Genomic DNA, 24,274 nt, shown 5'->3' on the forward strand with positions numbered 1-24,274 from the left:
CATTGAAGACGAATTGTCAGTGGCGAGTGTCACCATCGCCGGATGAGCATCGACTGGGACGCCGAGGCGGCCACTTTTGACGACGAGCCGGACCACGGACTGCGGGACACGGCGGTGCGGGACGCGTGGGCGGAGCGCCTGCGGGACTGGTTGCCCGAGGCCCCGGGTGACGTCCTTGACCTGGGCTGCGGCACCGGAAGCCTGTCCTTGCTCGCGGCCGAGCGAGGGCACCGCGTCACGGCGGTGGACCTGTCCCCGAACATGGTGGAGCGGGCCCGCGAGAAGCTGGCGGGGCAGGAGGCGCAGGTGCTGGTCGGCGACGCGGGCGCCCCTCCGGTGGAGGGGCGCCGCTTCGACGTGATCCTGGCCCGGCACATCCTGTGGACGCTGCCGGACGTGGAGGCGACGCTGCGGCACTGGGGCGGGCTGCTGCGGCCAGGTGGACGCCTGGTCCTCATCGAGGGCGTATGGGGCACGGCGAGCCCCTCCGGGATCCCGGCGGAGCGCCTGATCAGGGCGCTGACTCCGCCGGCAGAGCGTCTCCACTCCGAACGGCTGTCGGGCGACGAGCGGTTGTGGGGGAGGAGGGTGGAGGACGAGCGCTACGCGGTGGTGGCGGTCTTCCCCGTGCTCCGCCGCCACAAGGAGGTGGTGGACGTCCACCTCATCCTCCGCCGCGGCGACGAGGTGCTCCTTGCCCGCCGCGCCAACACCGGTTACGGGGACGGCCTGTTCAACGTCCCCTCCGGCCACGTCGAACCGGGCGAGGACGTCCGCACGGCGGTGATCCGCGAGGCGAGGGAGGAGATCGGCCTCGACCTCACCCCCGAGGACGTACGCGCCGAACTGGTCCTCCAGCACCGGGGCCCGGGTGAGGAGCCCCGCATCGGCTGGTTCTTCGAGGCGACGTACGGCGCGGGCGGCGAGCCCTTCAACGCGGAGCCGTCCAAGTGCGACGAGCTGGCCTGGCACAGGACGGAGACGCTGCCGGACGACATGGTGGCCTACTGCAGAGCGGCACTTGAGGCATGGCGCGCGGGGGAGCGGTTCGCCCTGCACTGGCAGGAGGAGGGGGACGCGGTGAGCCACGAGAGCGGTGGGGCTGATCGGACGGCCGCTCTCGGGGCTGTAGGGGGCACGCACCATGTCGAGCTGTGGGTACCGGACTTCGCTGCCGCCGAGGCTTCGTGGGGCTGGCTCCTGGGGGAGTTGGGGCATGTCCGTGACCAGCGGTGGGAGAACGGCGGCAGTTGGCGGCGAGGTGCGACGTACGTGGTGCTGGAGCAGTCGACGGACATGCGCGACGGGGCACATGACCGGCTGCTACCCGGCCTGAATCACCTGGCGTTCCACGTGGCGAGCGCGGTGGAGCTCGACCGGCTGGTGGTGGAGGCTCCGGGCCACGGGTGGTCCCTGCTCTTCCCGGAGCGGCATCCGTTCGCGGGAGGGGATGAGCACCGCGCGGCGTATCTCGTGGACCGGGCGGGGTTCGAGGTGGAGCTGGTGGCCGGGGGCTGAATCGAGAAGAAGGACTCAAACGCCGGAGGGGGGCGGGGCCGGGGAGAGGGAGCCGCCCCCGCGCGCCAGACGCTCCAGCTCGTCCAGGGCGGCCAGAGCCGCCTCGGCCGCCGCGGGATCGCGGTCGGCGAGGCCGCTTTCGGTGAACTCGTCCTCGTCCAGGCGGATGACCGTCTCGCCGTTCGCCGAGCACCACAGGTCCAGGTCCAGGTCCTCCACCGTGAGCGTGGCGCCGTCGCGTACCGCGGGGCGGGTCACGTCGCAGTACCAGCCCTTCAGGACGCCCGTGGACGTGCGGACCTCCTTCACGGCGTACCAGCGGTCACGCCAGTAGTGCTCAGTGAAGACATCGCCCGGCTCGAAGCGTACGAAGCCGAAGTCCCGTACCCCGTCGGCCGCCCACGGCGCGCGGACCGTCACCACGGTGCCGTCGTCCGTGACGACCTCCGCCGGGTAGCGGATCTTCGTGCGGCCCGCCTTCATCAGGATGACGTCCACCCTGTCGGCCGATGTGTCGGTCGATGTGTCAGCCGAGGTCTCGGACATGACGTACCTCCGTCGCGCAGATCTCGTAGCCGAACCACTTGTTGATCGCCAGCATCGGCTCGTTGCCGGCGTCGTTGCCCGTGAACGCCTCGGTGCAGCCCGCCGCCCGCGCCCGGTGCAGGGAGTCGTTCTTGGCGAGCTTGGCAAGGCCGCGCCCGCGGAACGCGCGTGCGGTGCCGGTCATGCCGCTCGCGTAGCGCGACGCGTCGTCGGTGCGGGCCAGGGTGAAGGCGGCAGGAGCGCCGTCCACCACTGCCACCGAGGTCAGGTCGCGGTTCACCAAGGGGTGGTTCCAGGTCTCGGCGAGCCAGTGCCCGTAGTCCGTGAACTCCGTGGCCACATCGCTCGGTTCGTCCGCGACGGTCTCCGCGTCAAGCTCGAAGAGGGCGCGCGGGTCGTCCCCGAACTCCGCTCCCGTACGCAACTCCACGCCGGAGGGCAGCTCTTGGCGGGGCGGCAGTTCGCCGCCTGCCAGGTCGAGGCGGAGGAAGTGGGCCGAGCGGCTCGCACGGTAGCCGCGTCCGGCGGCGAAGGCGCGGTTCGCGGGCTCGTCGAGCACCCAGGAGAAGACCGTGGTGGCGCCCTGGTCCGCCAGGTACTCCTCCGCCGTCCGCAGGGTCAGCGACCCCGCGCCGAGCCCGCGCCGCTCCGGGAGTACGTAGACGTTGGCGAAGCCCTGGCCCGGCTCGGGGCTGTCGTAGGCGATGCCCACCTGCGCCGTGCCGATGATCTCCCCGTCGGTCTCGGCGACCAACTGGAGGTAGCGGGAGTCGGGATGGGCGTGGGCCAGGTCGAACTGGATCGAGTCTGCGGTGGCGAGCATGGCGGGTACGCAGGCGCGGCGGACGACGGCGAAGGCCTCGGCATCGGCTCTGTCGCCGGGGCGCAGGGCGCGGACTAGGACGGTCATGGAGCCGCACGCTACGCGCGAGGCGCGCCGGGGTGCCTCTTATTTTCCGGGGGTGCGGGACAATCTCCGCGTGACTTTGAAGATCGAGATCGAGATCGACGGCAGCGCCGGCGCCGGTGCGGGTGGCGTGCCGCCCTATGAGCAGGTGCGGGCCCAGATCGCCGAGCAGGCGCGGGGCGGGACGCTGCCGGTGGGGTACAAGTTGCCGACCGTGCGAGGGCTCGCCCTGGAGCTGGGGCTCGCGGCCAACACGGTGGCCAAGGCGTACCGGGCCCTTGAGGCGGACGGGGTGATTGAGACGCGGGGGCGTCATGGGACGTTCGTGGCAGCTGCGGGGGACGCCGCCGCGCGGGAGGCCTCGGCTGCGGCCCAGGCCTTTGCCGAGCGGGCCCAGCGGCTCGGCCTCTCCGAGGCGGGGGCGCTTGCCGCTGCGCGGGATGCGTTGCGGGCGGCTTACGGGGACTCGGGGTGAGCCTGCGCCGGGGCGGTACTTGAGGCGTTGTCGTATCGGCGCCCGCCGGGCTACAGGTAAAGCCCCGAGTCCGCCCCCTCCCGAGGCTCCGGGACCGACGTAGGCGACGTGCCGCGCCGCAACGCGTACAGCTCGGCCAGCGTCGCGCCCTCGCGAGGAACCCCCTCGTCCGTGCCGAGCCAGTCGATGGACTCCGCGCGGGTCAGGCTCCCGACCTCGATCCGGGCGAGGCACCGCCCGGGACGGACCACCGCCGGGTGGAGCCGCTCCAGGTCCTCGTTCGTCGTCACGCCGACCAGGACGTTGCGGCCCTGCCCGAGCAGCCCGTCCGTCAGGTTCAGCAACCGCGACAACGCCTGCCCGGCGGTGTGCTTGGCCTCGCCGCGGATCAGCTCGTCGCAGTCCTCCAGAAGCAGCAGCCGCCAGCGGCCCTTCGCCGAGCCGTCGTCCTCGCCGATCGCGATGTCCATCAGATAGCCGACGTCGCTGAACAGCCGCTCGGGGTCCAGGACACAGTCCACCTGGCACCAGTCACGCCAGGACCGCGCGAGCGTCCGCAGCGCCGACGTCTTGCCCGTGCCCGGCGGGCCGTGCAGCAGCAGGAGGCGGCCCGCGATGTTCTCGGGCACCGTCTTCATCAGGGAGTCCATGGCATCGGCGACCGGCGCGGTGTAGTTCTCCCGCACCTCCTCCCACGTACCGGCGGCGATCTGCCGGGTGGTGCGGTGCGGGCCGCGCCTCGGGGACACGTACCAGAACCCCATGGTCACGTTGTCCGGCTGAGGTTCGGGCTCGTCCTGCGCGCCGTCCGTCGCCTGCTTCAGGACCTTCTCCGCGAGGTCGGCGGTCGTCGCCGTCACCGTGACGTCCGCGCCGCGGTTCCAGCGTGAGATCAGGAGCGTCCAGCCGTCGCCCTCGGCAAGCGTGGCGCTGCGGTCGTCGTCGCGGGCGGCGCGCAGCACCGTCGCACCCGGCGGCAGCAGCGTGGAGCCGGACTTGACGCGGTCGATGTTCGAGCTGTGCGAGAAGGGCTGCTCGCCGGTGGCGAAACGGCCGAGGAAGAGGGCGTCCACGACATCCGACGGAGAGTCGCTGTCGTCGACGTTGAGCCGGATCGGCAGGGTGTCCTGAGGGTTCGCAGACATGCCGCCATGATCCGGCACGCAAGTGCCCTTGTGCATCCCGGTTTACGTACTCCGACGTACTCCGTTCAGGTGCGGGCAGCCGCCGGGTTCCCGCCGGGTTTCCGCCATGTGTCCCGTGTGTGGTGCTCTGTGTCCTGTTGCAAACCTGTGGTGCGGAACCTGTGCTACCGCCAACTCCCACGGATACTCTTGCCCTTGATGGGACGTCATGGGTGGAATTCGGGGGCACAGCGGTGGCGGCTCACCGCGCTGCTCGGAGTTGGTCTGGCCGCACTGGCCCTGATCCTGACCGTCATCACCACGCTCCCCGGTGACGACAAGGGCACCGAGGGCACCACGCGCGACGGGGACAAGGTGCACGGCACGCCCGCCGTCCCGCCCGACGAGGCGAAGTCGGCCGTCGGCTGGGGCTTCACCCACACCCAGTACAGCGCGGACGAGGGCACGGAGGCCGCCACGCGGCGCGCCGAGACGATGCTCGCCGAGCAGCCCCGCGCGCTGCCGCAGATCCAGCACATCATGGGCTGGGGCGCGAGCAACCCCGAGCCGGTCAAGGGGCGCTACGACTTCACGGAGATGGACCGGCGGATGGACTTCATCCGCGCCACCGACGGCACGCCGGTCGTCACCCTGTGCTGCGCCCCGGACTGGATGAAGGGCGGCAAGCCCGGCGCGGGCAGCACCAATTGGAGTCAGCAGTCCCTGGAGACCGCCCCGGAGCGCGCCCACTACAAGGACTTCGCCAAGCTGGCGGCGACCGTCGCCAAGCGCTATCCGGACGTACGGCACTTCATCGTCTGGAACGAGTTCAAGGGCTTCTGGAACAACGAGAAGGCCCGCTGGGACTACGAGGGCTACACCGAGCTCTACAACCTGGTCCACAAGGAGCTCAAGAAGGTCAACAAGGACATCATGGTCGGCGGCCCCTACCTCGTCATGGACAGCGTCGACCCGCGCCAGACCGAGGGGGCGTCGACGAAGGTCAAGGGCGCCTGGGGCCGCATGGACCAGCGGGTCCTCGACGCCTTCGACTACTGGAACAAGAACAAGACGGGCGCGGACTTCGTCGTCGTGGACGGCTCCAGCTACACCGTCGACGACGAGATGCTCCCCGACGAGTTCAAGGCCACCGACAAGCTCACGGCGGTCGGCAAGTGGGTGCGGGAGCGCAGCGGCGACCTGCCGCTGTGGTGGGCCGAGTACTACGTGGAACCGGGCGACAGCAACGACGACCGCGACGGCTGGTCCGAGTCGCACCGCGTAGCCGTCCAGGCGTCAGGCCTGATGGCGATGGCCCGCGGCGGCGCGAGCAGCGGCTTCTACTGGAACCCGCAGAACAAGGGCGAGAGCTGCGCGGGCTGCCTGTGGCGCTCCACCCAACTCCGCGATGGCGGCACGGAATTGCCCATGATGAAGATGCTCGCCCGGTTCAACGAAGCGTTCCCGCCCGGCACGGACTACGAGAAAGTCTCCGTCGCCCCCGACGACGTACCGAACGTCCGCGTCCTCGCCGACAAGAAGACGGTGCTCGTCGTGAACACCCTCGACCGCTCGATCAACGCGAAGGTCGACGGGAAGCGGTTCGAGATGCAGGGGTACGAGGTGAAGTGGCTGAAGCGGTGATCCGCTCAGCCACCCACCCCCTCAGCCGCCCACCCCCGTCGCGCACCACGTCACGCCATCGTCAGGAACCGCTGGATCAGCGAGGCGAGCAGCACCGCGAGCAGCGGCAGCGAGAACCAGAAGCTGCTCTGCAGCCACCGCAGCTGCCGCACGCTCGGCTCCACCGCCACCCGCACGACCTCACGGGCGGCGAGCAGCAGGACCAGGGCGATCGCCGCGAGCGCGCCGATCACCGACCAGGGAGTCCATGTCACCTGCGGGCCGATCGGTCCTGGTGCGGCCTTCTCGACCGCGCCGTTCGGCTGCTTGCGCAGTGTGTAGAGGGTCGCGTCGTCGTTCGTGAGGACCTTCTTCAGTTCCTGGCGGTTGTCGAGGTTCGTGATCAGCCGGGAATCCCAGGTGCTCGAGTAGCCCACGTCCATCTGGAGATAGACCGTCTGGCCCTTGTTGATCATCAGATACGAGTTGGGGCCCGCGTCCTTGAGCGCCTTCACCAGGCTGGAGACCAGGACCGGGTCGGCCGGGGCGAGGGTCGGGACGTACTGGACCTTCTCCATGTCACGTGTGCCCCAGGGCATCGCGGGCGTCACGTTGTTGACCGTGTCGTCGCTCATCCACAGCAGCCGCACCGTCGGGTCGTCGTGCTCGTACACGTACTCCATCGCGGCGACCTCGCCGGACCGGGTCCGCTCGAAGGGTTCGTTGCCCCAGCGCGCCACGAGGAAGCCGCCCATCAGGACGAGACCCGCCATCAGCGCGGCGATGGGCGCCAGGCTCACCCGGTCGCGGTCCCGCTCCTTGGCGGTGATGCCCGCGCGCGGGAAGAGGGCGAGTCCCGCAAGGAGCGCGGCGCCAGGCAGGGCGAACATGAAGACACGGAGCGCCATTTCGCCGCCGTACGACTGCATGCCGAAGCCCAGGAACGGCACGAAGGTCAGGACGAGCAGCGAGCGCTCCGTGTACTTGTGCTCGCGCCGCCGCCACCAGCCCCAGCAGGCAAGCGCCATGACGCCGCCTGCCAGCGCCACGCGTGCGTACAGCACGAGCTGATGGGTCGAACTGCCGCCCTCGATGCGCCCGGACACGGATGAGGACACATTGCCGCCGACGCCGCCGATCCCGCCGAACAGCTCGTCGAAGTGCCCCGACCAGTACGGCTCCGCGAGGAAGCCCACCCAGACGGCGACGAAGACCGCGAAGAGGATCGGCAGGCCGCGCAGCTCCGAGCGGCCCACCAGGACGAGCGCGGCCAGGACGCCGAGCATCACGAACGGCGTGAGCTGGTGCGCAGGGACCGTCGCCGCGAACAGGGCGATCAGGACCACGAGCAGCACCGCGCGCTGGCGCCGGTCGGCCGGTTCGACCTCCAGCTCGCCCGGGCGCCGCTTGGCCCACAGCACGTGCGGCGCGCGGAACCACACGAGGAGCACCGCGACGAACACCAGATAGAGCAGATACGTGAAGCCCTGCGGGGAGAAGTAGTCCTGACCGACCCAGCCGCTCAGGGCGAAGATCCACAGGCCGGCCCACTTGGCGCGCCAGGCAGCCCGCATCGAGCGCACGAGCAGCATCATCGGCGCCAGATACAGCAGTTGCATGGCCAGCGGCCACCAGCGGATCACCTCGGTCATGTCCGAGACGCCGCACGCCTTCGCCACGAACGTGGCCGCCGCGAAGAACCCGGGCCAGCTCCAGCGCGCGTCCAGGTCGGGAACCGCCGAGCCGGTCCTGTCGATGTACTCCATGAAGCCCAGGTGCTGCCAGGCCGTCGCGAACCGCGGCTCGTCCTCGAGCACGGCGGGCAGCGCGTGCAGGCATACCACCGTGGCGATGAGCGTCGCCAGGAGCAGGGCCTTGTGCGGCCGTTCCGTCCAGAGCAGCGAGGCGAAGACGACGACGAGCAGCGCGGCCCCGACCAGGGTCGGCGCGGGCAGGACGGAGATGAGTCCGAGCCCGCCCATCGTGTCCAGGTCCGCCTCGGTGATGCCCAGGGAGGGCAGCCAGTACAGGGCGACCGCGAAGGCCAGGAGCAGCGCCATGAAGAGGGAGCGGCGCCGGGGGAGCGGTCCGGGCGCGGCGACGGGCTCGGGCGGGGCCTCGGGCAGGCGTGTGTCGGTGCCCGGCTCCTCGGCGGGCGCCGTGACGGCCGATGACACCGAAGGCGGCACCGGCGAGGACGCCGCCGGTTCGTGTGGTCTGAGTGGTGCTCTCAACGCCCAGGTCGGCCGGTGCTCCATGTCGTCCCCCTCGTCACCGGCGCCCGCGGACCTCCCGGAAGCGGGCTCCCCGGAAGCGGCCTTCCCGAAGGCCGGTGTCCTGGACATGGGCGTTCCGGACACGGGCGTTCCGGACATGGGCGTCCCGGACGCGGGCGTGCCGAGCCCGGGGCGCATGTCGGGCCTGCGCTCCGGATGCTCGAAGTCCATCTGCACGGCCAGCTGCAGGGTTTCCGAGTCCAGTGTCTCGCGCAGCGCCCATGCGGGCCCGCGCCGCTCCTTCGTCTCCTGCGGCCGCTCCGGTGCCTCGGGCGTCCCCAGGTCGGCGAGATCACCGTCCGGTGCCGCGTCGGCAGGCTCGGAGGAGGGAACCCCCCGCGCCACCCGGTACAGCTTCGGCGCCGCGATCGCCACGATCACCGCGAGGCTGGAGATCTCCGCGACGCCCGCCCCCGTAAGACCCATCCGCGGCAGCAGAAGCAGCGTCAGGCCGAGCACGAGGACGCACAACAGGCCCTGCATCCAGGCGATCCCGGACGTACGGCTCTGCGCGCGCTGCACGGCGAAGTACGTCTCCATGACGACCCGCAGCGCCGCGCCCACCGCGAACCAGCGCAGCAGAGGCGTCGCCGCGTCCGCGTACCCCTGGCCGAAGACCCGCAGGATGTAGGGCGCGGCGACGAAGAGCAGACCGCACACCGGCAGCATGATGCGCGCCATGCGGCGCAGCGCGGCCCGGGTGTTGGCCGCGAGCCGCGCCGGGTCGTGCGCGCCCTCGACGGTCAGCGACGCGCCCATGTTGATGGCGAGCAGATTGACCGTGCCGCCGATCGTGGTGGTGATGTAGAAGTACGCGTTGTCAACCGAGCTGACCTGCGAGGCGACGATCACCGGCACGAGATAGACCACGGCGAGCGAGAAGAGCGAGCCCGTGTAGTCGCCGGCCAGGAAGCGGCCTATCTCGCGCAGCGTCGGCGGCTGCGCCTTGTCCTGGGTGGCCTTCACGTGCCGTGGCACGAGCCGCCGGAACACCAGCCAGCCGAGCGGTATGACCGACAGGGCGATGGCGGCGACCCACGACACGAACACGCCGGCCGTCGGGATCGCCGCGGCCACCGCGATGAGCAGCCCCAGCTTGACGACCGAGAAGATGGTGTTGCCGACCGGCACCCACAGCGCGCTGCGCAGCCCCGTGAGCACCCCGTCCTGCAGGGTGAGCAGCGACCAGGCGACCACCGCGGCGATGAAGCCGAGGCCGGTCAGCGGGCCGTGCAGGAATCTGTACGAGGGTCCCCACAGGTCGAGCGTGAACAGGAAGATCAGGGCGGCGCACGCGACCACCAGTGAACTTCCCGCGTACGTACGGAAGATGAGCCTGCCCGTGGCGCGCCCCGCGACGGGGATGAAGCGGGCGAGGGCCCCCATCAGGGTGAGGGCGGTGAGTCCCGCCAGGAACTTCATGGCGGCGATCGCCGCCGAGCCCTGGCCGACCGCCGACTCGGAGTAGTACCGGGCGGCGGCCAGCCAGAAGCCGAGGCCGAGCACACCGGAGATGCCGGTGTTCAGCATCAGCGCGTAGGCGTTGCGGAACAGGGGACTCCCGCCGCCGGAGCCGCCCGTTCCGGGCAGCCGCATTCTGCGCGGCCTGCCCGACTTGCCGGACGGCGGCTGCTGTTCGGTGCTGGGAGACCCAGAGACGTCTGCCTGGGCGGTCGACGTGTCAGACACGGGTACGAGTTGCCTTCCGGCGGGCCTGTCGGACTCTGCGGACCACTGCGTACCCCTTGGTGAGGGCACAGTCCCTTGCGAAGGTGCGGGTGATCGCACGGCCCTCGACGAGCCGCTCGAACTCCTCGATGCCGGTGGAGCGCCGCACGGTCACCCGCTGCAGGGCGTACGGCCCCTGGTTGCGCCGCGCGAGGCCGTTGTTGACCGCGAGCGACTGGGCGAACCCGGCGCCGCGCACCGTGTGGCGCACCCGGCGGCTGGAGTAGCCGTACGGGTAGGCGAAGGAGGTCGGCCGGGTGCCGAGTTCGTCGGTCACGATCTCCCTGCAGCGCAGCAGCTCGAACCAGAGGTCGTCGTCGTCCAGCTGGTCGAGCTGCGGGTGCGTGTGGCTGTGTCCGCCGATCTCCGTGCCCGCCGCGGCCAGTTGGCGCACCTGGTCCCAGTCGAGCATCAGGTCGAGGCCGCCCCCGGTGTCGTGCGCCCCGCGCAGCCACCCCGTGGAGACGAAGAGCGTCGAGGCGAAGCCGTGCTTGGCGAGCACGGGCAGCCCGTGCCGGTGCACGCCCTCATAGCCGTCGTCGAAGGTGATCAGGACAGGCCTCGGCGGCAGGGCCCGGCCGGGAGTTCGCCAGATCGCGGCGAGCCCGGACGTGCTCAGCGGCGTGAACCCCCGCTCGCCGAGCAGCTCGAGCTGCTCGGCGAACGCCCTCGGAGACACGGACAACTCCCGTGTCTCCAGGGTCGGTTCATGCGCGATCGAGTGATACATGAGTATCGGCACGGGGGCGTTCACGGCGTTCCCCCTCGGCCGTTCGGTGCCGTGCTCATGCGGCAGACCTCTCCTCACCGTCCACGTCCTTCTCGATCTCCACGACCGAGAAAGTGGCGCCTCCCCTGCGCGCGCGGACACTTCCGAGCACGTACCCCCCGGCCGCCGTTGCCACGCCCGCCACGATGGCGCCCGCGCGGCCCGCGCCGCCAGGACGCGCGAGCAGCGCGTCACGCAGCCCGCGCCCGACACCGGCGGGCAGGACGCGCGTGGCGTACCGCCGCTCCGACTCAAGTCCCTTCTGAGTGCCGACACTTCGGGCCACGAGCGCCTTGGAGAGACCCTCCGCGTACGTCCGCGTGCGGAAGTAGTGGAAGCGCTCCCGTGCCGCGGGGACGCGGTGGTGGATCACCGCGCGGTCGTCGATGAGCAGGATCGCGTCCGGCCTTGCCCGGGTGAGACGGATGCACAGCTCCGTCTCCTCGCCGCCAAGGGGGCGCTTGTCGCCGTCGCGCCCGATGCCGGTCGCGAAGCCGCCCGCCGCCTCGAAGGCGGTGCGACGGAAGGAGGCGTTGCCGCCCAGGACGTTGCGCACCCGCACGCGGCCCTCGGGCAGCCCCTTGTACGTACAGCCGACGACCCAGTCGAACTCCTCGGGGAACCAGGCGGGCCTGCGCCTGGACTCCCAGATGGGCATGGTGCGTCCGCCCACCGCGAAGACCTTGGGATCGGCGTACCCCTCGGCGAAGTGGTGCAGCCAGTCCCGTTCCGCGACGGCGTCGTCGTCGAGGAACGCGATGATCTCGCCGCTGGAGGCGGCGATGCCGGTGTTGCGGCCCGCGGAGAGGCCGCGGGGGCCCGCGTTCGCGAGCACCCGCACCCCTTCGGTCTCCTTGTACTCCTTGGCGAGCCGGTCCAGGAGCGAGGCGTTGTGGTCCACCACGAGTAGCGTCTCGAGTGCCGTCAGGGACTGTGCCCGCACCGAGGCGACCGCCGCGAGGATGTCCTCCCAGCGGTCCTCGGTGTAGGCACAGATGACGACTGAGAAGTCGACGAGGCCCGCCATCGTGCTTCCCCCGTGGTGGTCGGGAGCGCTCAAGACACCTCTCCCTGACGCGTGCGGAAGGGAACGCCACGGGGGCGGCGCTGCTGCCCACGGCGGTTGGAGCGCTCCGTGAGGATCACCTTCAGGACCCGCAGACCGTCGCGCACGGCGCTGAGATTGCTGCTGCCGTGGATGCGGAGGTACTCGTGGCTGGGGATCTCCTGCACCTTGAGCCCGGCCTTGACCACCCGGATGTTCATGAGGGTCTCCACCTCGAAGCCCGTGCAGTCGAGGTCGATCTTGTCCAGGCAGTGCCGCCAGAAGGCGTTGTAGCCGTAGCACAGGTCGGTGTAGCGGGCGCCGAACTTGGCGTTCACGACGGAGCACAGGACGTGGTTGCCGAGCTTGCGGATCGGCGTCATGTCGTCCGTGGCGCCGCCGTTGGCGAACCGCGAGCCCTTGGCGAAGTCCGCGCCCGAGACGAGGGCGGAGACATAGCTGACGATCTCGTGCCCGTCGGCCGAGCCGTCCGCGTCGACCATCACGATGATGTCGCCGGTGCACGCCTCGAATCCGGTGATCAGGGCGTCACCCTTGCCCTTGCCCAGCTGCCGGACGATCTTCACGTCCGGCCACAGCTCCCGCGCGACGGCCACCGTGTCGTCGGTGGAATTTCCGTCCACGAGCACGACCTCGTGGATCCAGTCCGGGAGTGTCTTGAAGACGTAGGGAAGATTTTCTGCTTCGTTCATCGCGGGAATCACGACGCTCACCGGCGGTGTGATCGCCAAGTGCGTCGATATCGGCCGGTAGTTACCCGGCAGCTTCGGCTTTTCTAACGGGTCTTGGCCCTGGCCCGGCTCGGTCGCCGGGCGCACAAAAGAAGTCATGAGTCTGGTCCCTCTCGTCCGGTGGACCGCCCACCCCCGGGCAGTCCGGCTATGTATCCGGTTCGAAAGGGGGGTTCTCACTTGCGCATGACGAAATAGATCTCCGTGCATGCCGAGTGAGCTGGCATCGCGCGGGACGTGACTCGGCACGGATTCAGTCGCCGAGCACGGCACCCCCCTACCGCGCCCCGCGCCGGGACCACCGCGATCTTGAGCCCTCCCCTAGATCGCATTGCGTGATGGACCGATGCGGGTGGATGTACGACGGTATTGATGATTGAGACCTTATGGCAAGACCTGGAACGTGGCCTCACGTTTTCGATGATTTGGCCAATCTTGGCGGGCACATACGGAGTGCCCTGTTCCCGTCGTCTTCCCCCTTATTCTTTCTTTCTTGATCGAATTTTCCCCAGCTGTTTGAGCAGCCTGTCGGCCGGTTCGAAGAATTCCGGCCGGGACAAGACGGTGTTGCGCAGCGCCCTGACCGGAGCGCGCCGCGCCCGGTGGCTGATCGCTGCCGGATGGCGCAGAGCCACCCATCCCTCGGACACGGTGAGTTCGCGTGTCTTGAGGGAGTCCTTGTACTGCTTCTGGCCCCGCCCGAGATCGAGATACGCGATGCCGTCGGCGGCGGCCGCCTCGGCCATGCGCAGATGCAGGATCAGTCCGGGCGAGTACTTGGCGAACGCGGGGTCGTAGGCAGGGAACCACTGGGCGAAGACCCGCTCGGAGCGCAGCCCGAAGTGCGCGGCGACCGGCACCTCGTCGACGTACAGCACGGAGAGCAGGCCGGCGAACTGATCGGACCTGGTGTGGAAGAGCTGCCGCACGAGCTGGCTGATCCAGGGCTGCGAGAAGCGGTCGCTGCGGCCGGTCCTGCGGTACTGGGCCGACTTCCACTCCATCAGGGTGCGAAGGACCGCGGGGTCGCGCTCGTCGTGTACGTAGCGCACGCTGCCGTGGTCGCGCCCGAGCCTGCGCTCCTTGGCGAGGGTCGTGCGGGTGAACTTGGGCGATTTAGCCTTGAGCTGGCGCAGATATGCCTCGTACCCCTGGTCGATGTCCATGACGGGGGAGGCGAAGGAGCCGGAGGCGCCCGCCTCGAACGGCCCCTGGCCGCCGGCCAGATGGTCGAACTCGTACATCGCGAGCCCGCAGGCCCGTAACAGTTCTCGCGCGTCCCAGGTGAAGCCGGGCCGGTGCACCAGGCCCTGGCAGTCGGAGACGCCGAGGCCGATGGCCCGGCCGACGCCGGTGATGGATCTCTGGAACGGGAAGAAGGCCGCGGGCTCCCCCGCCTCGCGTACGACCGCGATCCGCACCCCGCGCCGCCAGTGGCCCACCGCGAGGGTGAACTCAGGGGAGAGGAACGGATTGGCCAGCTCCGGTGAGCCGTTGAGGTGGGCCTTGGACTGCAGCGCTGTCCAGGCCACCCGGTCCGCAGCGGTGAGTTCTCCGGGGCGGTGCACGGTGATGTCCACGTCAGGAGGTCCGCCTCGTCGGGGTACGGCGTCTCAGCCGCCGTACCAGTACCAGCAGATGGATGAGCGAGCCGATCACGGCGATGGCGGCGACCCCGCCGCGCACCGACCACATGTGCAGGGCCAGCATCGCCTGGGCCACCAACAGGTTGACCGCGACGGCCCCGGAAATGGAAGCCACGATCCGGCCCCATGGCTCAAGTCCTCTGAGGGTGGCGGCTATTGCCCCGCCGGGGGCGGCCAGCAGGAAGAACAGGGTGAAGGGGCCGCGCAGCGGTGAATCGATGTCCGTGAGCGCGAGCACCGCGCCGACCGCCCCGACCGCAAGGGCCATGCCCGCGAGCAGCGGCAGCGCGTCCTCGTGCCGGCTCGGCCGGTCCCCGGGCTCTCGCCCGGTGTCTGATGACGGTGCCTTGATCCTGATCGTCTGCATTGGCGACTTTGCCCCCCGACGCGCCGGATGCCGGGCTTCAATGTCGCGCAGTGGACGGCAGCGCGTCAAGATGCGGAGGGAGTGTGGAGATGTCCGTTGTCGGGTCCTTGAACCGGAAGGGAACTCCCCGGGTGGGCAAGGGAATTACAGGAGAACTCGTTGACATGAACACTATCGGCGACCTGGGGGGAGTGGTACCACAGTCGAGGCAGAAATCCTGCTAAGGGAGGTTCCATGAGATTGTCCCGAATCACGGCATACGCTTCCTCACTCCTCCTCGCCACCGCCTTCGCCCTCACCGGGGCCACAGCGGCTCAAGCGGACCAGCAGATCGATCAACAAGCCGCGGCCACCGGCTACGTGGCGCTCGGCGACTCCTACTCGTCCGGTGTCGGAGCCGGCGGATACGACAGCGGAAGCGGCAACTGCAAGCGCACCCCGCGCGCCTACCCCGCGCTCTGGGCCGCCGCCAACTCACCTTCCAGCTTCAACTTCACGGCATGCTCGGGTGCCCGTACCGGTGACGTCGTGGCCAACCAGCTCGGCCCGCTCGGCTCGGGAACTGGCCTCGTCAGCCTCTCCGTGGGCGGCAACGACGCCGGCTTCGCCGACGTCATGACGACCTGCGTCCTGCAGTCCGAGAGCACCTGTCTCGCGCGGATAGCGACGGCCCGCAGCTACGTCGAGACGACACTGCCCGGCAACCTCGACAAGGTCTACACGGCGATCAGCGCCAAGGCACCGGCCGCCGAGGTCGTCGTGCTCGGCTACCCGCGCTTCTACAAGCTCGGCGGAGGCTGCCTCGCCGGCCTCTCCGAGAAGGAGCGCACCGCCATCAACAGCGCGGCCGACCTCCTCAACTCCACGACCGCCAAGCGCGCCGCCGACCACGGCTTCACCTTCGGCGATGTGACCTCCACCTTCACCGGGCACGAGATCTGCTCGGGCGACGCGTGGCTGCACAGCGTGAACTGGACCAACATCGGCGAGTCCTACCACCCCAAGGCCGCGGGCCAGTCCGGCGGCTACCTCCCTGTGTTCAGCGCGGCAGCTTCCTGACCCACTCAGTTCGGCGCATAGGAGGAGGCTCCGCCCGTCGGGGTCTCCTCCTCGCATGTCACCGAGTACGCAACGGAGTTGGACGAGGCCTTCACCGGGCCGCGCACCTCCACGCTGATCTCGTTCTGATACGTCGAGCCCGGCTCACCCTCGACCGTCTCCGTGTGATGCACCTGCTTGGTCCTGCCGCCGCCGGAGGCGAAGCTGAGCGTCTTCCAGCCGGGGTCGCCCGGCTCACCGGACTTGGTCACCCAGCGGTAGTCGACGGTGACCGGAACCCGGCCCACCGTGAACGTCGCGGTGAACGAGGGAGCCTGCCCGGCGGCAGGCGGACATGCGCCGCTGTACTGCGTGTTCGCGCCGGTGACCGAGACCTTGACGGTCTGCGCGGGGTGAGTGGTCGACCCTCCGCCGTAGCCGCCACCGTCAGTGGAGCTGCCGCCGGTGGAGGAGCCACCGTCACCGTCGTCGCCCGACCCTCCGCCGTTTCCGTTGCCGTTTCCGTTGCCCGTCGTACCGCTGCCGCCGTTCTTGCCGCCGTCGGAGCCGTCGCCGCCGCTCCCGCCGCTGCCGTTTCCTCCTCCGCTGCCTTCGGACGCGCCGTTTCCGCCGCCGCCCCCGCCTCCGTCGTCACGATTGACCAGGGCGTACGTGAGCCCGGCCAGCGCGAGCGCGAGAGCGACCAGGCCCGCGGTGAGGACGAGGACCGTGCGGCGCGAACGGGTCGGCGCGACGGTGGTGGTCGTGCCGACGACGGGCTCCTGCCGGTCCGGTGGCAACGGAAGAGGAGCGGGCGCTTGCTGATGATGCTGCTGCTGTGACGTGACGGTCGGCATGTACGGCAGGGGCGTCGCCACCTGCGGCGTGCCGCCCGCCGCGACGAGCCGCAGCTGGTTCTCGGCATCGGCGGCGGAGATCCGCGCGGCGGGGTCCTTGCGCAGCAGCCCTTCGATGACCGGGACCAGCGGCCCCGCGTTCCGGGGCGGCGGCAACTCCTCGTCGACGACCGCACGCAACGTACTGAGAGGGGTGTCCTGCCGGAACGGCGAACTGCCCTCGACGGCCGCGTAGAGCAGCACTCCCAGCGACCACAGATCGGACTCGGGACCAGGCCGATGCCCCAATGCCCGCTCCGGGGCAAGAAATTCAGGGGAGCCGACCACCTCGCCCGTCATGGTGAGAGCCGAACTCCCCTCCACCATGGCGATCCCGAAGTCGGTGAGGACGACCCTCCCGTCGTTCGCGATGAGTACGTTGCCGGGCTTGACGTCGCGGTGCAGGACCCCGGCGTCGTGGGCGGCACGCAGGGCGGCGAGCACTTCGGCGCCGATGCGGGCGGCGCGCTGCGGAGCCATCGGCCCCTCCGCGTCCAGGACATCGGACAGCGAGAGCCCGCGCACGATCTCCATGACGATCCACGGGCGCCCGTCCTCGCTCGCCACGTCATAGACCGTCACCACATTGCGGTGCGGGATACGGGCCGCGGCCCAGGCCTCGCGCTCCAGGCGTGCGTACAGCCGGTCGACCTCACTGGCGGGCAGCCCGGCGGGGGCGCGCACTTCCTTGACCGCGACCTCGCGGCCGAGGACTTCGTCGCGGGCCCGCCAGACCGTGCCCATGCCGCCCTCGCCCAGAGGGGACAGCAGGCGGTAGCGCCCCGCGATCACACGCTCGTCGTCGCTCACGGGGGTCCCCCATCCGCAGCCGTGCGATTCTCCACAAAACTATCTCAACCGAGCGCGGTTGCAGCCCCCTTGAACACCAATCCGCACCCGATGGCGACCACGACAAAGGCGGAGCCGAGCGGCAGGAAGCGGTGCGCAGCCTGGTGCAGCCACCGGGGCCCGTGGACCCGCCGCCCGGCGAGCGACCCGACCCGAACCACGAGGACCCCGGCGGCCGTCAGCGTGAGCGCGAGCCCCACCCCGTACGCGAGGACGAGCAGCAACCCGAACCAGGCCTCGCCCAGGGCGGCGGCGCCGACGAGCACGACGACGGCGGAGGGGCTCGGCACGAGGCCACCGGCGAAGCCGAGGAAGAGGGCGCCGCGGACCGAGGGCGCCGCTTCGTGGGCGTGATGGTGATGGTGATGGGCGTGCCGCCTGCGCCGCCGCCAGGCCCTGCGCAGGAGCAGGGCGCCCGCTCCGGTGACGAGGACGCCGCTGACCACGCCCAGCCACGCGATGACGGACGGGGCGGCGGCCGAGCCTCCCGCCACGAGCAGCCCCAGGGCGGCCACCCCGAGGGTGTGCGTGACGGTCACCGATGCGGCGAGGGGGAGGACGTCCCGCAGCGAGGCGCGCCCCCGCGCGGCGGCGCTCGCGGCCATCAACGTCTTGCCGTGCCCGGGAGCGAGGGCGTGCAGCGCGCCGAGCAACAGGGCGATGGCCAGGGCGAGTCCGGCGAAGGCCGGGGTGAGGTCATGGCGGGCGACGAGGCCGGTGAGGGCCTGCGTCCACCGGTCCGCGCCGCGCGGCAGCACGGAGGACGGTGCTTGCGTCGGCTCCTCGCTCAGGGTCGAGCCGCCCGGGGTGATCCGCAGCGTGGCGGAGTCCTCGCCCGGCGGCGAGTCGAGCAGCCGCTCCGGGTAGCGGGTGAGGCGCTTCGAGACGGATGTCTCCGGTACGTCCGAGGCGCTGAGGGTCATCCTGTCCCCCCGCGCGGTGACCTCCCGCCACCCCGGTCCTTGCTGTCCGGCGGCCTCGAATCGGGCGGCGAGCTCGGTGCCCCGGGGGAGCGGGGCGCCGAGCTCGCACTCCACGCGCAGGGTGGGCAGTCCGGCCTGGCCGTCCCGGGTGACCGCCCGGGCCCGCTCCACGCGGAGCTGCGCCGCCTGCCCGTCCACGCGCAGCCGGCTGCCGCGGGCGGCGTCCTCGCACCGCTCATCGGCCCAACTCTCCATCCCTACGCGCTTGATGCGGGGCATGGCCTGAGTGGCCGGTATCTCGGCGAGGTCCTCGGCGTGGTCGACCCGGAGGTGTCCGGGGCTCACCACGACTCCGTCGTACCGATTGACGGTGAAGTTGCCCAGGGGATGGGCGGTGGCCTCCCCGGCGGGCACCAGCGCGAGAGCGAGCCCCGCGACCAGAACCCCCCCGAAGCCAAGCCCCCGCCGCTTCACCGACCCTCCCCAAGGCTGCCCCTGACCGAACAACCTCTCCCGCCCACCCACCCGATTGCCCCGCGGTGCCAAGAGGTGGGTGGGTGGGGAGGGCGTGCGTACGGCCGGGGATGATCCGCGCCGACGGGGGCGGGGAGGGCGTACAGCCGGCGCCCTCGCCGACGGGCGGGGAGGGCGTGCAGCTGACGCCCAACCGTGCTGCGACGCACCCCGGCCACGAAAAGAGAGACCAGCCCCCACACACTCGCAGTAGGCAGCGCACCCGAGGGGACGTGGCGGTATGTCCGCCCGGAGCACGGTTCGCGGCACTCCAGCCCCGAAGCACCAAAGCGGCCACCGGACGATAGCGAGGACGGACATACCGGCACGGCCCCGCCCCCAAGCCGGACCGGCGCCGGAGGACCCGCGCATCCGCAGTTGGCCGCGCGCGTGAGGGGGCATGGCGGTATGGGCCCGCCTCCAAGCCGGACCGGCGCCGGAGGACCCGTGCACCCGCAGTTGGCCGCGCGCGTGAGGGGGCATGGCGGTACCGCCCCGCCTCCAAGCCGGACCGGCGCCGGAGGGCCCGCGCATCCGCAGTTGGCCGCGCTCGTCAGGGGGCATCGCGGTAAGGCAGCAGCCCCGCGGCCGCCGGACGATGGCGAGGACGGGTATACCCGTACGGCCCCGCCCATAGGGCGCAGTGAAAGCGACCGCGGCCTCATGACACTGCCCCCAGATCCCGCGCCGCCGCCATCCAGCGCCGAGCCGCCCCCGCATCACCCGCCACCCCCTCGATCACACCCCGGTGATACATGAACGACGCCTCGCGAAACCCCGTAGCCGTGGCGCGCCGCGCATACGGCAGGGCCTCCGCGGAGCGGCCGGCGACGTGCAGTGCCCAGGCCAGCGCATCCGCCGTATGGACCGTCTGCCGACGCCCCCACTCCGCCCTCGCCGCCCGCAACGCCGACTTCCGCTCATCCCGGGTCCCGTGATCCGTCAACGCGACCGCCGCGTCCAGGTCCGCGTTCACGCCGTTCGCCCGAGCCAGAGACACCCACGCGGACACCAACGCGTACTGCTCCCGGGCCCTCGCCGCGTCCCCCCGCTCACCCCGCGCCTCGTACAGCTCGCCCAACGCGACCGACGGCCCCGGCAGCGGCGCCCGCGCCACCACGTCCCGCAGCGTCCGTATCGCCTGCCCCGTCTTGCCCTGCCCGGCCCACGCCCGCGCCTTGCACTCCATGGCCGGGAGATAGGTGACGTCGGCCCGCAACGCCCTCCCGCACTGCTTCAGCGCCTCCCCGTACTGGCCCTGCCGCCAGGCGAGTTGCCCCAGAGCGGTGGTGACATAAGCGACATCCCCACCACTGGAGCCCGAGCCCGATCCCGAGTCCGAGCCCGAACCCGAGCCCGAGCCTGAGCCCACAGCCTGCGAAAGTGCCCGCCGGGCCCCCGCCACATCGCCCCGCAGCTCCCGCACATACGCGTACCGCGTGAACACCGGCACCCCGGGCCGCCGGGCATCGGCCACATCCGCGGCCCGCGCCGCCGCCCCGTACCGCCCGAGCTCGACCAGCGCATCGATCCGCGAGGCCAACGCACCCTCGCTGTAGGGGTTCACCTCCAGCGCGGCCTCCGCGTGACGCAGCGCTCCGGTGAAGTCGTGGCGGGCGGCAGCCAGCGCAGCCCGGCCCGCGAGCCCCGCGTCGTTGCGGGGCCGAAGCTCCAGGGACCGGTCGAGAGCTCGCTCGGCCTCGCGGTACCGCGACGGGTCACCCCGGGTGCGGGCCTGCTCGACATAGGCCGTCCCCAGCGAGGCCCACGCCCCGGAGTCCCGCGGCTGGTCCCGCAGATGGGACTGCAGCGCCTCGACGCCACGATCGAGATCAGCACCCCGCAGCGCGCCCGGCGCCACGGCGACGGACGACGACGGCGGCGGCCGACCCGACCCACCCTCACCGCCGACCACGACGGCACCCCCGGTGATCGCGAGCGCAAGAGCGACGGCGGCCACCACAGACCGACCGGCAGGACGAGGTAATGCCATCACTGGACCTTCCATAGTTTCCGCAAGAGGAGGTACGGCGCGGCCCGCAGGGGGATGAGTGAGGGCCGCGCCGGTCATAGGGGGGGAAGGCTCAGCCCGCAACCCCGGTGGAACCACGCCTGCGCCACCACGCAAGCCCGAGCCCGACAAGGAGCACACCGGCCACCCCCGCGCCCCCGGACGCGATCAGCACGGAGTCGGTGACATCGCCACCGCCGGACCCCGAACGCCCGGGCACGGCCCCGCCGTTGAGCGCGTCACGCGCCGAGCTGGCATCGGAGCCGCCACCCTTGACCAGCGGTCCCCGGGACCCGGACGTGGGCAGCGCCACGTACGGGAAGCTCCCGCCGAACTTCTGGTCGTTGACGTTCACCGCGTCGCCCAAGTCGTTCTTGTTGCCGGTGAGTTCGCCCTCGACGGCCTGCAGTTCGATGTCCACGACGTCGTCCGCGAGCCGCCGCCCGTTCGGGAACCCGGCGTTGTCGCCGTCGAGCACCCCGAGCCGCTTGGGCGAAGCCGCGGGCTTGACGGACGTGTTGAGCCGCAACGCCTCGGCGGGCCGGACGCCGGGCGGCTGGTTGAGGTCCTTCACGCCCGTCAGGAACACCGACACGAGATCGTCGCGCGGCTCGGCGGGCGCCTTCAGCTTGTAGATCTTCTCCAGGAGCTTCGGCAGCTCGGGCTTGGTCACGTACTTCAGGAAGTCCGCGTCGTTCCAGGGCGAGGACGCGTTGAACTTGTCCTTGTCCTTCTGCGGCACGACCAGCTCGTTGACCAGCGGATTGCCGAGTCGCGAGACCTGGGACCACTTGCCGTTCGCGTTCTTGCGCTGGGTCGTCGACCAGATGCCCACGGTGGGCTGCTTCTCCGACTGCCGTATCTGGGCGGTCGGCACCTGAAGGGCGAGGGAGTTCACGTTGTAGCCCTTGAGGGTGTCGTTGCCGACCTCCGAGAGATCGCCGCCGTACAGCAGGTCGAACACCCGCAGATCCAGGAAGAACGGGTCGTCGGCCTGCCCCGCGAACGTCGAGCCCCCGCCCTTGACCTGCCGCACGGCCTGATCACGCAGCTTCTTGTAGTTCGGCATGGACGCCTTGCCGACGTGCGACGGCGCCGCGGGTACGTCGTCGGCGACCTTCGTGGTCGAGACGACCTTCTGGTCCTTGAGCTTGATCAGCTCCAGGTCGTACGTCTGCGTCACGTTCAGGTCCGGATCGTCGAGGCTCGTCACGGGCCCGGTGTTGTAGAGGAACGTGTCGCCGTTCTTGGTCTTCGTGTCGAACGTCCACCGGTAGAGGAGGTCGCCCTGCGCGTCCCCGTCGCTGTCTATGTGGACGTCGTACTGGGCGTCATCGGCGAAGGGATAGAAGTTGGGGCCGCCCGCGGGCTCCTCGAAGGGCAGCCAGTTCGCCACGATCGTCGTGGAGTCGGGCTTGTCCGGGCTCACGAACGCGTACACGTCCGTGGTGTCGTACTGAGGCTGCCCCGAGATCAGCGGGGCCTCCCGGTGGCTGGAGGCGTCGGCCGCCTCCGGCTCCAGTGCCGTCACGCCGGCGGCTGCGAGCCCCCCGGCGGCCAGCGCGCCACACACGAGCGCGGCGAGGCCCCGCTTGCTGCGACGCCCCGCTCGGCTCTTGGCGATAGCTGTCATCGCGTCCGTCCTCACTGTTGCTCGCGCGACCCGGCGCGCGGTGCGCGCAAGCCGCCTGACGAATGCCATTCGGGGCGGAGCGCCCAGCGGATTGGCCTCATTTCCCATCCGGCCCAATCCGGTGCCTTCTCTCGCCCCGAATCCCGGGCGACCGGCAATGAGCCACCCGGCCCCGGAGGAAGTGAGCCGCCAGGGCCGGGCAGAGGGGGAGGGGGACGCGCATGGAGGCCGACGAGCTGTTGCCTCTGATCGCCCGAGGGGACCACCAGGCGTTCGAGAAGCTGTACGGCCTGGTCTCCGGACCGGTCTACGGACTGGTCCGCCGGGTGCTCCGTGATCCGGCGCAGTCCGAGGAAGTGGTCCAGGAGGTGCTGCTCGAACTCTGGCGGACGGCCGTACGCTTCGATCCGGCGCGCGGCAGCGCCCTCTCCTGGATCCTGACGCTCGCGCACCGCAGGGCGGTGGACCGGGTGCGCAGCGTCCGCGCGGCCGGCGACCGCGAGCGGCGCGTGGCCGAGCGCGGCGAAGGCCCCGCGTTCGACCAGGTCGTCGAGGCGGTCGAGGAGAGCCTTGAGCGTGAATGGGTGCGCCGCTGCCTGCGGCGCCTGACCGATCTCCAGCGCCAGGCCGTCACCCTCGCCTACTACGACGGGTACACATATCGCGAAGTGGCCCGGCGCCTGTCCGTCCCGCTCGGCACCGTCAAGACGCGGATGCGGGACGGGCTGCTGCGGCTGCGCGACTGCCTGGGCGCCGCCACGGGAGGCGCGACATGAAGCGCGGCGGCATGAAGCGCGACATGGGCAGGGACTCCGGCCGGGCCGGTGCGGGGCGGCTGTGGCCCCGTCGGCCCGTCCACTCCCTGGCCGTCCCCTACGCCCTGGACGCTCTGGAGCAGCGCGAACTGCGCCGCTTCGAGCGGCATCTGGGCCGTTGCGCGCGCTGCCGGGCGGAGACCAGGGAGCTGGGTGAGGGCACGGCACGTCTGGCGGGTGCGGCGGCGACGCCTGCGCCGCCCGCCCTGCGCGAACGGGTGCTGTCCGCCGTACGCACGACGGAGCAGGAGCCGCCCCCGCGGGCGCCCGTCACTCCGAGCGCGCCCCCACGCACCCGCGCGCTCCTTGTGCCCGCTGCCGCGTTCGCCGCGTTCACTGCGCTCGCGGTGGCCGCGTCCGCGATCCTCGCCGTCCAGCTGATCCGTTCCGACGACCGACTCGACCGGGAGCGCGCCGACGCACGTGAGATCGCCCACGTTCTGGCCGCTCCGGACGCCCGCGCGAGTACGGAGAGGAACGCGTGGGGGCGTGGAATCAACGTCGTCGCGTCGGAGTCCAGGCGGCGCGCCGTGGTCACCGTCACCGGGCTCGGGGCGCCGCCCCGGGGCCGGGTACACCAACTGTGGGCGCTGCGGACCGCGTCGGCGCCCCGTTCCCTGGGCCTGATCGACGGCGAAACGCCGTTGATCGCCACAGGTCTGAGTGCGTCCGCGAGGTCACTGGCCGTGACCACCGAACCCGACGGGGGCTCAGAGCGGCCCACTTCTGCCCCTCTTGTCCAACTCGCCCTGGAATCAGTTGGATTCGGAGAGTAATCGTCAACCTCCTTACGGGGTAGGTGAATCCTGTGACCGGGATA

The 24,274-nt window shown here is 70.9% G+C and carries 18 protein-coding genes and 1 pseudogene; 6 read left to right on the forward strand and 13 right to left on the reverse strand.

The features are described from left to right. The first annotated feature begins 42 nt into the window (after positions 1-42). Entirely contained in the window at positions 43-1,518 is a 1,476-nt protein-coding gene (locus ABD378_RS37290) for a trifunctional class I SAM-dependent methyltransferase/NUDIX hydrolase/VOC family protein (protein WP_344528622.1), read from the forward strand. Between the two features lie 15 nt (positions 1,519-1,533). Here the strand turns inward: ABD378_RS37290 and ABD378_RS37295 are convergent, their stop codons facing one another. Both ABD378_RS37295 and ABD378_RS37300 read right to left on the reverse strand, forming a co-directional pair. Then, positions 1,534-2,064, reverse strand: coding sequence for a ribonuclease FAU-1 family protein (locus tag ABD378_RS37295; protein ID WP_344528624.1), 531 nt, complete (start codon positions 2,062-2,064; stop codon positions 1,534-1,536). Beyond that, a complete protein-coding gene (locus ABD378_RS37300; protein WP_344528626.1) occupies positions 2,045-2,974 on the reverse strand; it encodes a GNAT family N-acetyltransferase in 930 nt (309 codons plus the stop codon). Before ABD378_RS37300 ends, ABD378_RS37295 begins: the two co-directional genes overlap by 20 nt. Positions 2,975-3,044: 70 nt before the next feature. Between ABD378_RS37300 and ABD378_RS37305 the strand changes: the two genes are divergently transcribed. Beyond that, a complete protein-coding gene (locus tag ABD378_RS37305; protein ID WP_386545647.1) occupies positions 3,045-3,446 on the forward strand; it encodes a GntR family transcriptional regulator in 402 nt (133 codons plus the stop codon). Positions 3,447-3,496: 50 nt separating this feature from the next. Here the strand turns inward: ABD378_RS37305 and ABD378_RS37310 are convergent, their stop codons facing one another. Continuing rightward, on the reverse strand, positions 3,497-4,591 hold the full coding sequence (locus ABD378_RS37310; RefSeq protein ID WP_344528628.1) for a DUF5925 domain-containing protein: 1,095 nt from the start codon (positions 4,589-4,591) through the stop codon (positions 3,497-3,499). A 198-nt stretch (positions 4,592-4,789) separates the two neighbouring features. On the opposite strand from ABD378_RS37310, the gene ABD378_RS37315 reads away from it, so the two are divergent. Continuing rightward, positions 4,790-6,214, forward strand: a complete 1,425-nt coding sequence (locus tag ABD378_RS37315; protein WP_344528630.1) for a GH39 family glycosyl hydrolase — start codon at positions 4,790-4,792, stop codon at positions 6,212-6,214. Between the two features lie 50 nt (positions 6,215-6,264). On the opposite strand, the gene ABD378_RS37320 is transcribed toward ABD378_RS37315, so the two are convergent. The 6 genes from ABD378_RS37320 to ABD378_RS37345 all read right to left on the reverse strand — a co-directional run bounded on the left by ABD378_RS37320 (position 6,265) and on the right by ABD378_RS37345 (position 14,776). Then, positions 6,265-10,158 (reverse strand): lipopolysaccharide biosynthesis protein, encoded by a 3,894-nt coding sequence (locus ABD378_RS37320; RefSeq protein ID WP_425583943.1) that lies wholly within the window; start codon positions 10,156-10,158, stop codon positions 6,265-6,267. Then, the gene (locus ABD378_RS37325) at positions 10,151-10,927 is read right to left on the reverse strand and encodes a polysaccharide deacetylase family protein (RefSeq protein WP_344528655.1); all 777 of its coding nucleotides are present in this window, start codon (positions 10,925-10,927) and stop codon (positions 10,151-10,153) included. Before ABD378_RS37325 ends, ABD378_RS37320 begins: the two co-directional genes overlap by 8 nt. A 55-nt stretch (positions 10,928-10,982) precedes the next feature. Next, positions 10,983-11,993, reverse strand: coding sequence for a glycosyltransferase family 2 protein (locus ABD378_RS37330; RefSeq protein ID WP_344528657.1), 1,011 nt, complete (start codon positions 11,991-11,993; stop codon positions 10,983-10,985). Positions 11,994-12,022: 29 nt separating this feature from the next. Further along, positions 12,023-12,862, reverse strand: coding sequence for a glycosyltransferase family 2 protein (locus tag ABD378_RS37335; RefSeq protein ID WP_344528632.1), 840 nt, complete (start codon positions 12,860-12,862; stop codon positions 12,023-12,025). Positions 12,863-13,242: 380 nt separating this feature from the next. Then, positions 13,243-14,343, reverse strand: coding sequence for a GNAT family N-acetyltransferase (locus tag ABD378_RS37340; RefSeq protein WP_344528634.1), 1,101 nt, complete (start codon positions 14,341-14,343; stop codon positions 13,243-13,245). A gap of 1 nt (position 14,344) precedes the next feature. Then, positions 14,345-14,776: a hypothetical protein gene (locus ABD378_RS37345; protein ID WP_344528636.1), complete on the reverse strand. Its 432-nt coding sequence runs from the start codon at positions 14,774-14,776 to the stop codon at positions 14,345-14,347. Positions 14,777-15,010: 234 nt separating this feature from the next. On the opposite strand from ABD378_RS37345, the gene ABD378_RS37350 reads away from it, so the two are divergent. Continuing rightward, a complete protein-coding gene (locus ABD378_RS37350) occupies positions 15,011-15,835 on the forward strand; it encodes an SGNH/GDSL hydrolase family protein (RefSeq protein ID WP_344528637.1) in 825 nt (274 codons plus the stop codon). Between the two features lie 5 nt (positions 15,836-15,840). Here ABD378_RS37350 and ABD378_RS37355 read toward each other — a convergent pair whose 3' ends face one another. The 4 genes from ABD378_RS37355 to ABD378_RS37370 form a co-directional block, all read right to left on the reverse strand. Beyond that, positions 15,841-17,454: a serine/threonine-protein kinase gene (locus ABD378_RS37355; protein WP_386546867.1), complete on the reverse strand. Its 1,614-nt coding sequence runs from the start codon at positions 17,452-17,454 to the stop codon at positions 15,841-15,843. Between the two features lie 110 nt (positions 17,455-17,564). Then, positions 17,565-18,956, reverse strand: coding sequence for an urease accessory protein UreH domain-containing protein (locus ABD378_RS37360; RefSeq protein ID WP_344528639.1), 1,392 nt, complete (start codon positions 18,954-18,956; stop codon positions 17,565-17,567). A 700-nt stretch (positions 18,957-19,656) separates the two neighbouring features. Next, positions 19,657-20,988 carry a tetratricopeptide repeat protein gene (locus ABD378_RS37365; RefSeq protein WP_344528640.1) on the reverse strand — a complete coding sequence of 444 codons (1,332 nt, stop codon included), beginning with the start codon at positions 20,986-20,988 and terminating at the stop codon, positions 19,657-19,659. A 91-nt stretch (positions 20,989-21,079) separates the two neighbouring features. After that, positions 21,080-22,639, reverse strand: coding sequence for a DUF4331 domain-containing protein (locus ABD378_RS37370; RefSeq protein ID WP_344528641.1), 1,560 nt, complete (start codon positions 22,637-22,639; stop codon positions 21,080-21,082). Positions 22,640-22,851: 212 nt separating this feature from the next. On the opposite strand from ABD378_RS37370, the pseudogene ABD378_RS37375 reads away from it, so the two are divergent. Next, positions 22,852-23,415 (forward strand): annotated as a pseudogene (locus ABD378_RS37375) (sigma-70 family RNA polymerase sigma factor); the annotation flags it as partial. Beyond that, positions 23,412-24,230, forward strand: a complete 819-nt coding sequence (locus ABD378_RS37380) for an anti-sigma factor (protein ID WP_425583945.1) — start codon at positions 23,412-23,414, stop codon at positions 24,228-24,230. The pseudogene ABD378_RS37375 and the gene ABD378_RS37380, both read left to right, overlap by 4 nt. Positions 24,231-24,274 lie beyond the last annotated feature (44 nt).

The sequence above is a fragment of the Streptomyces rectiviolaceus genome (assembly GCF_039533825.1).
Taxonomy (GTDB): domain Bacteria; phylum Actinomycetota; class Actinomycetes; order Streptomycetales; family Streptomycetaceae; genus Streptomyces; species Streptomyces rectiviolaceus.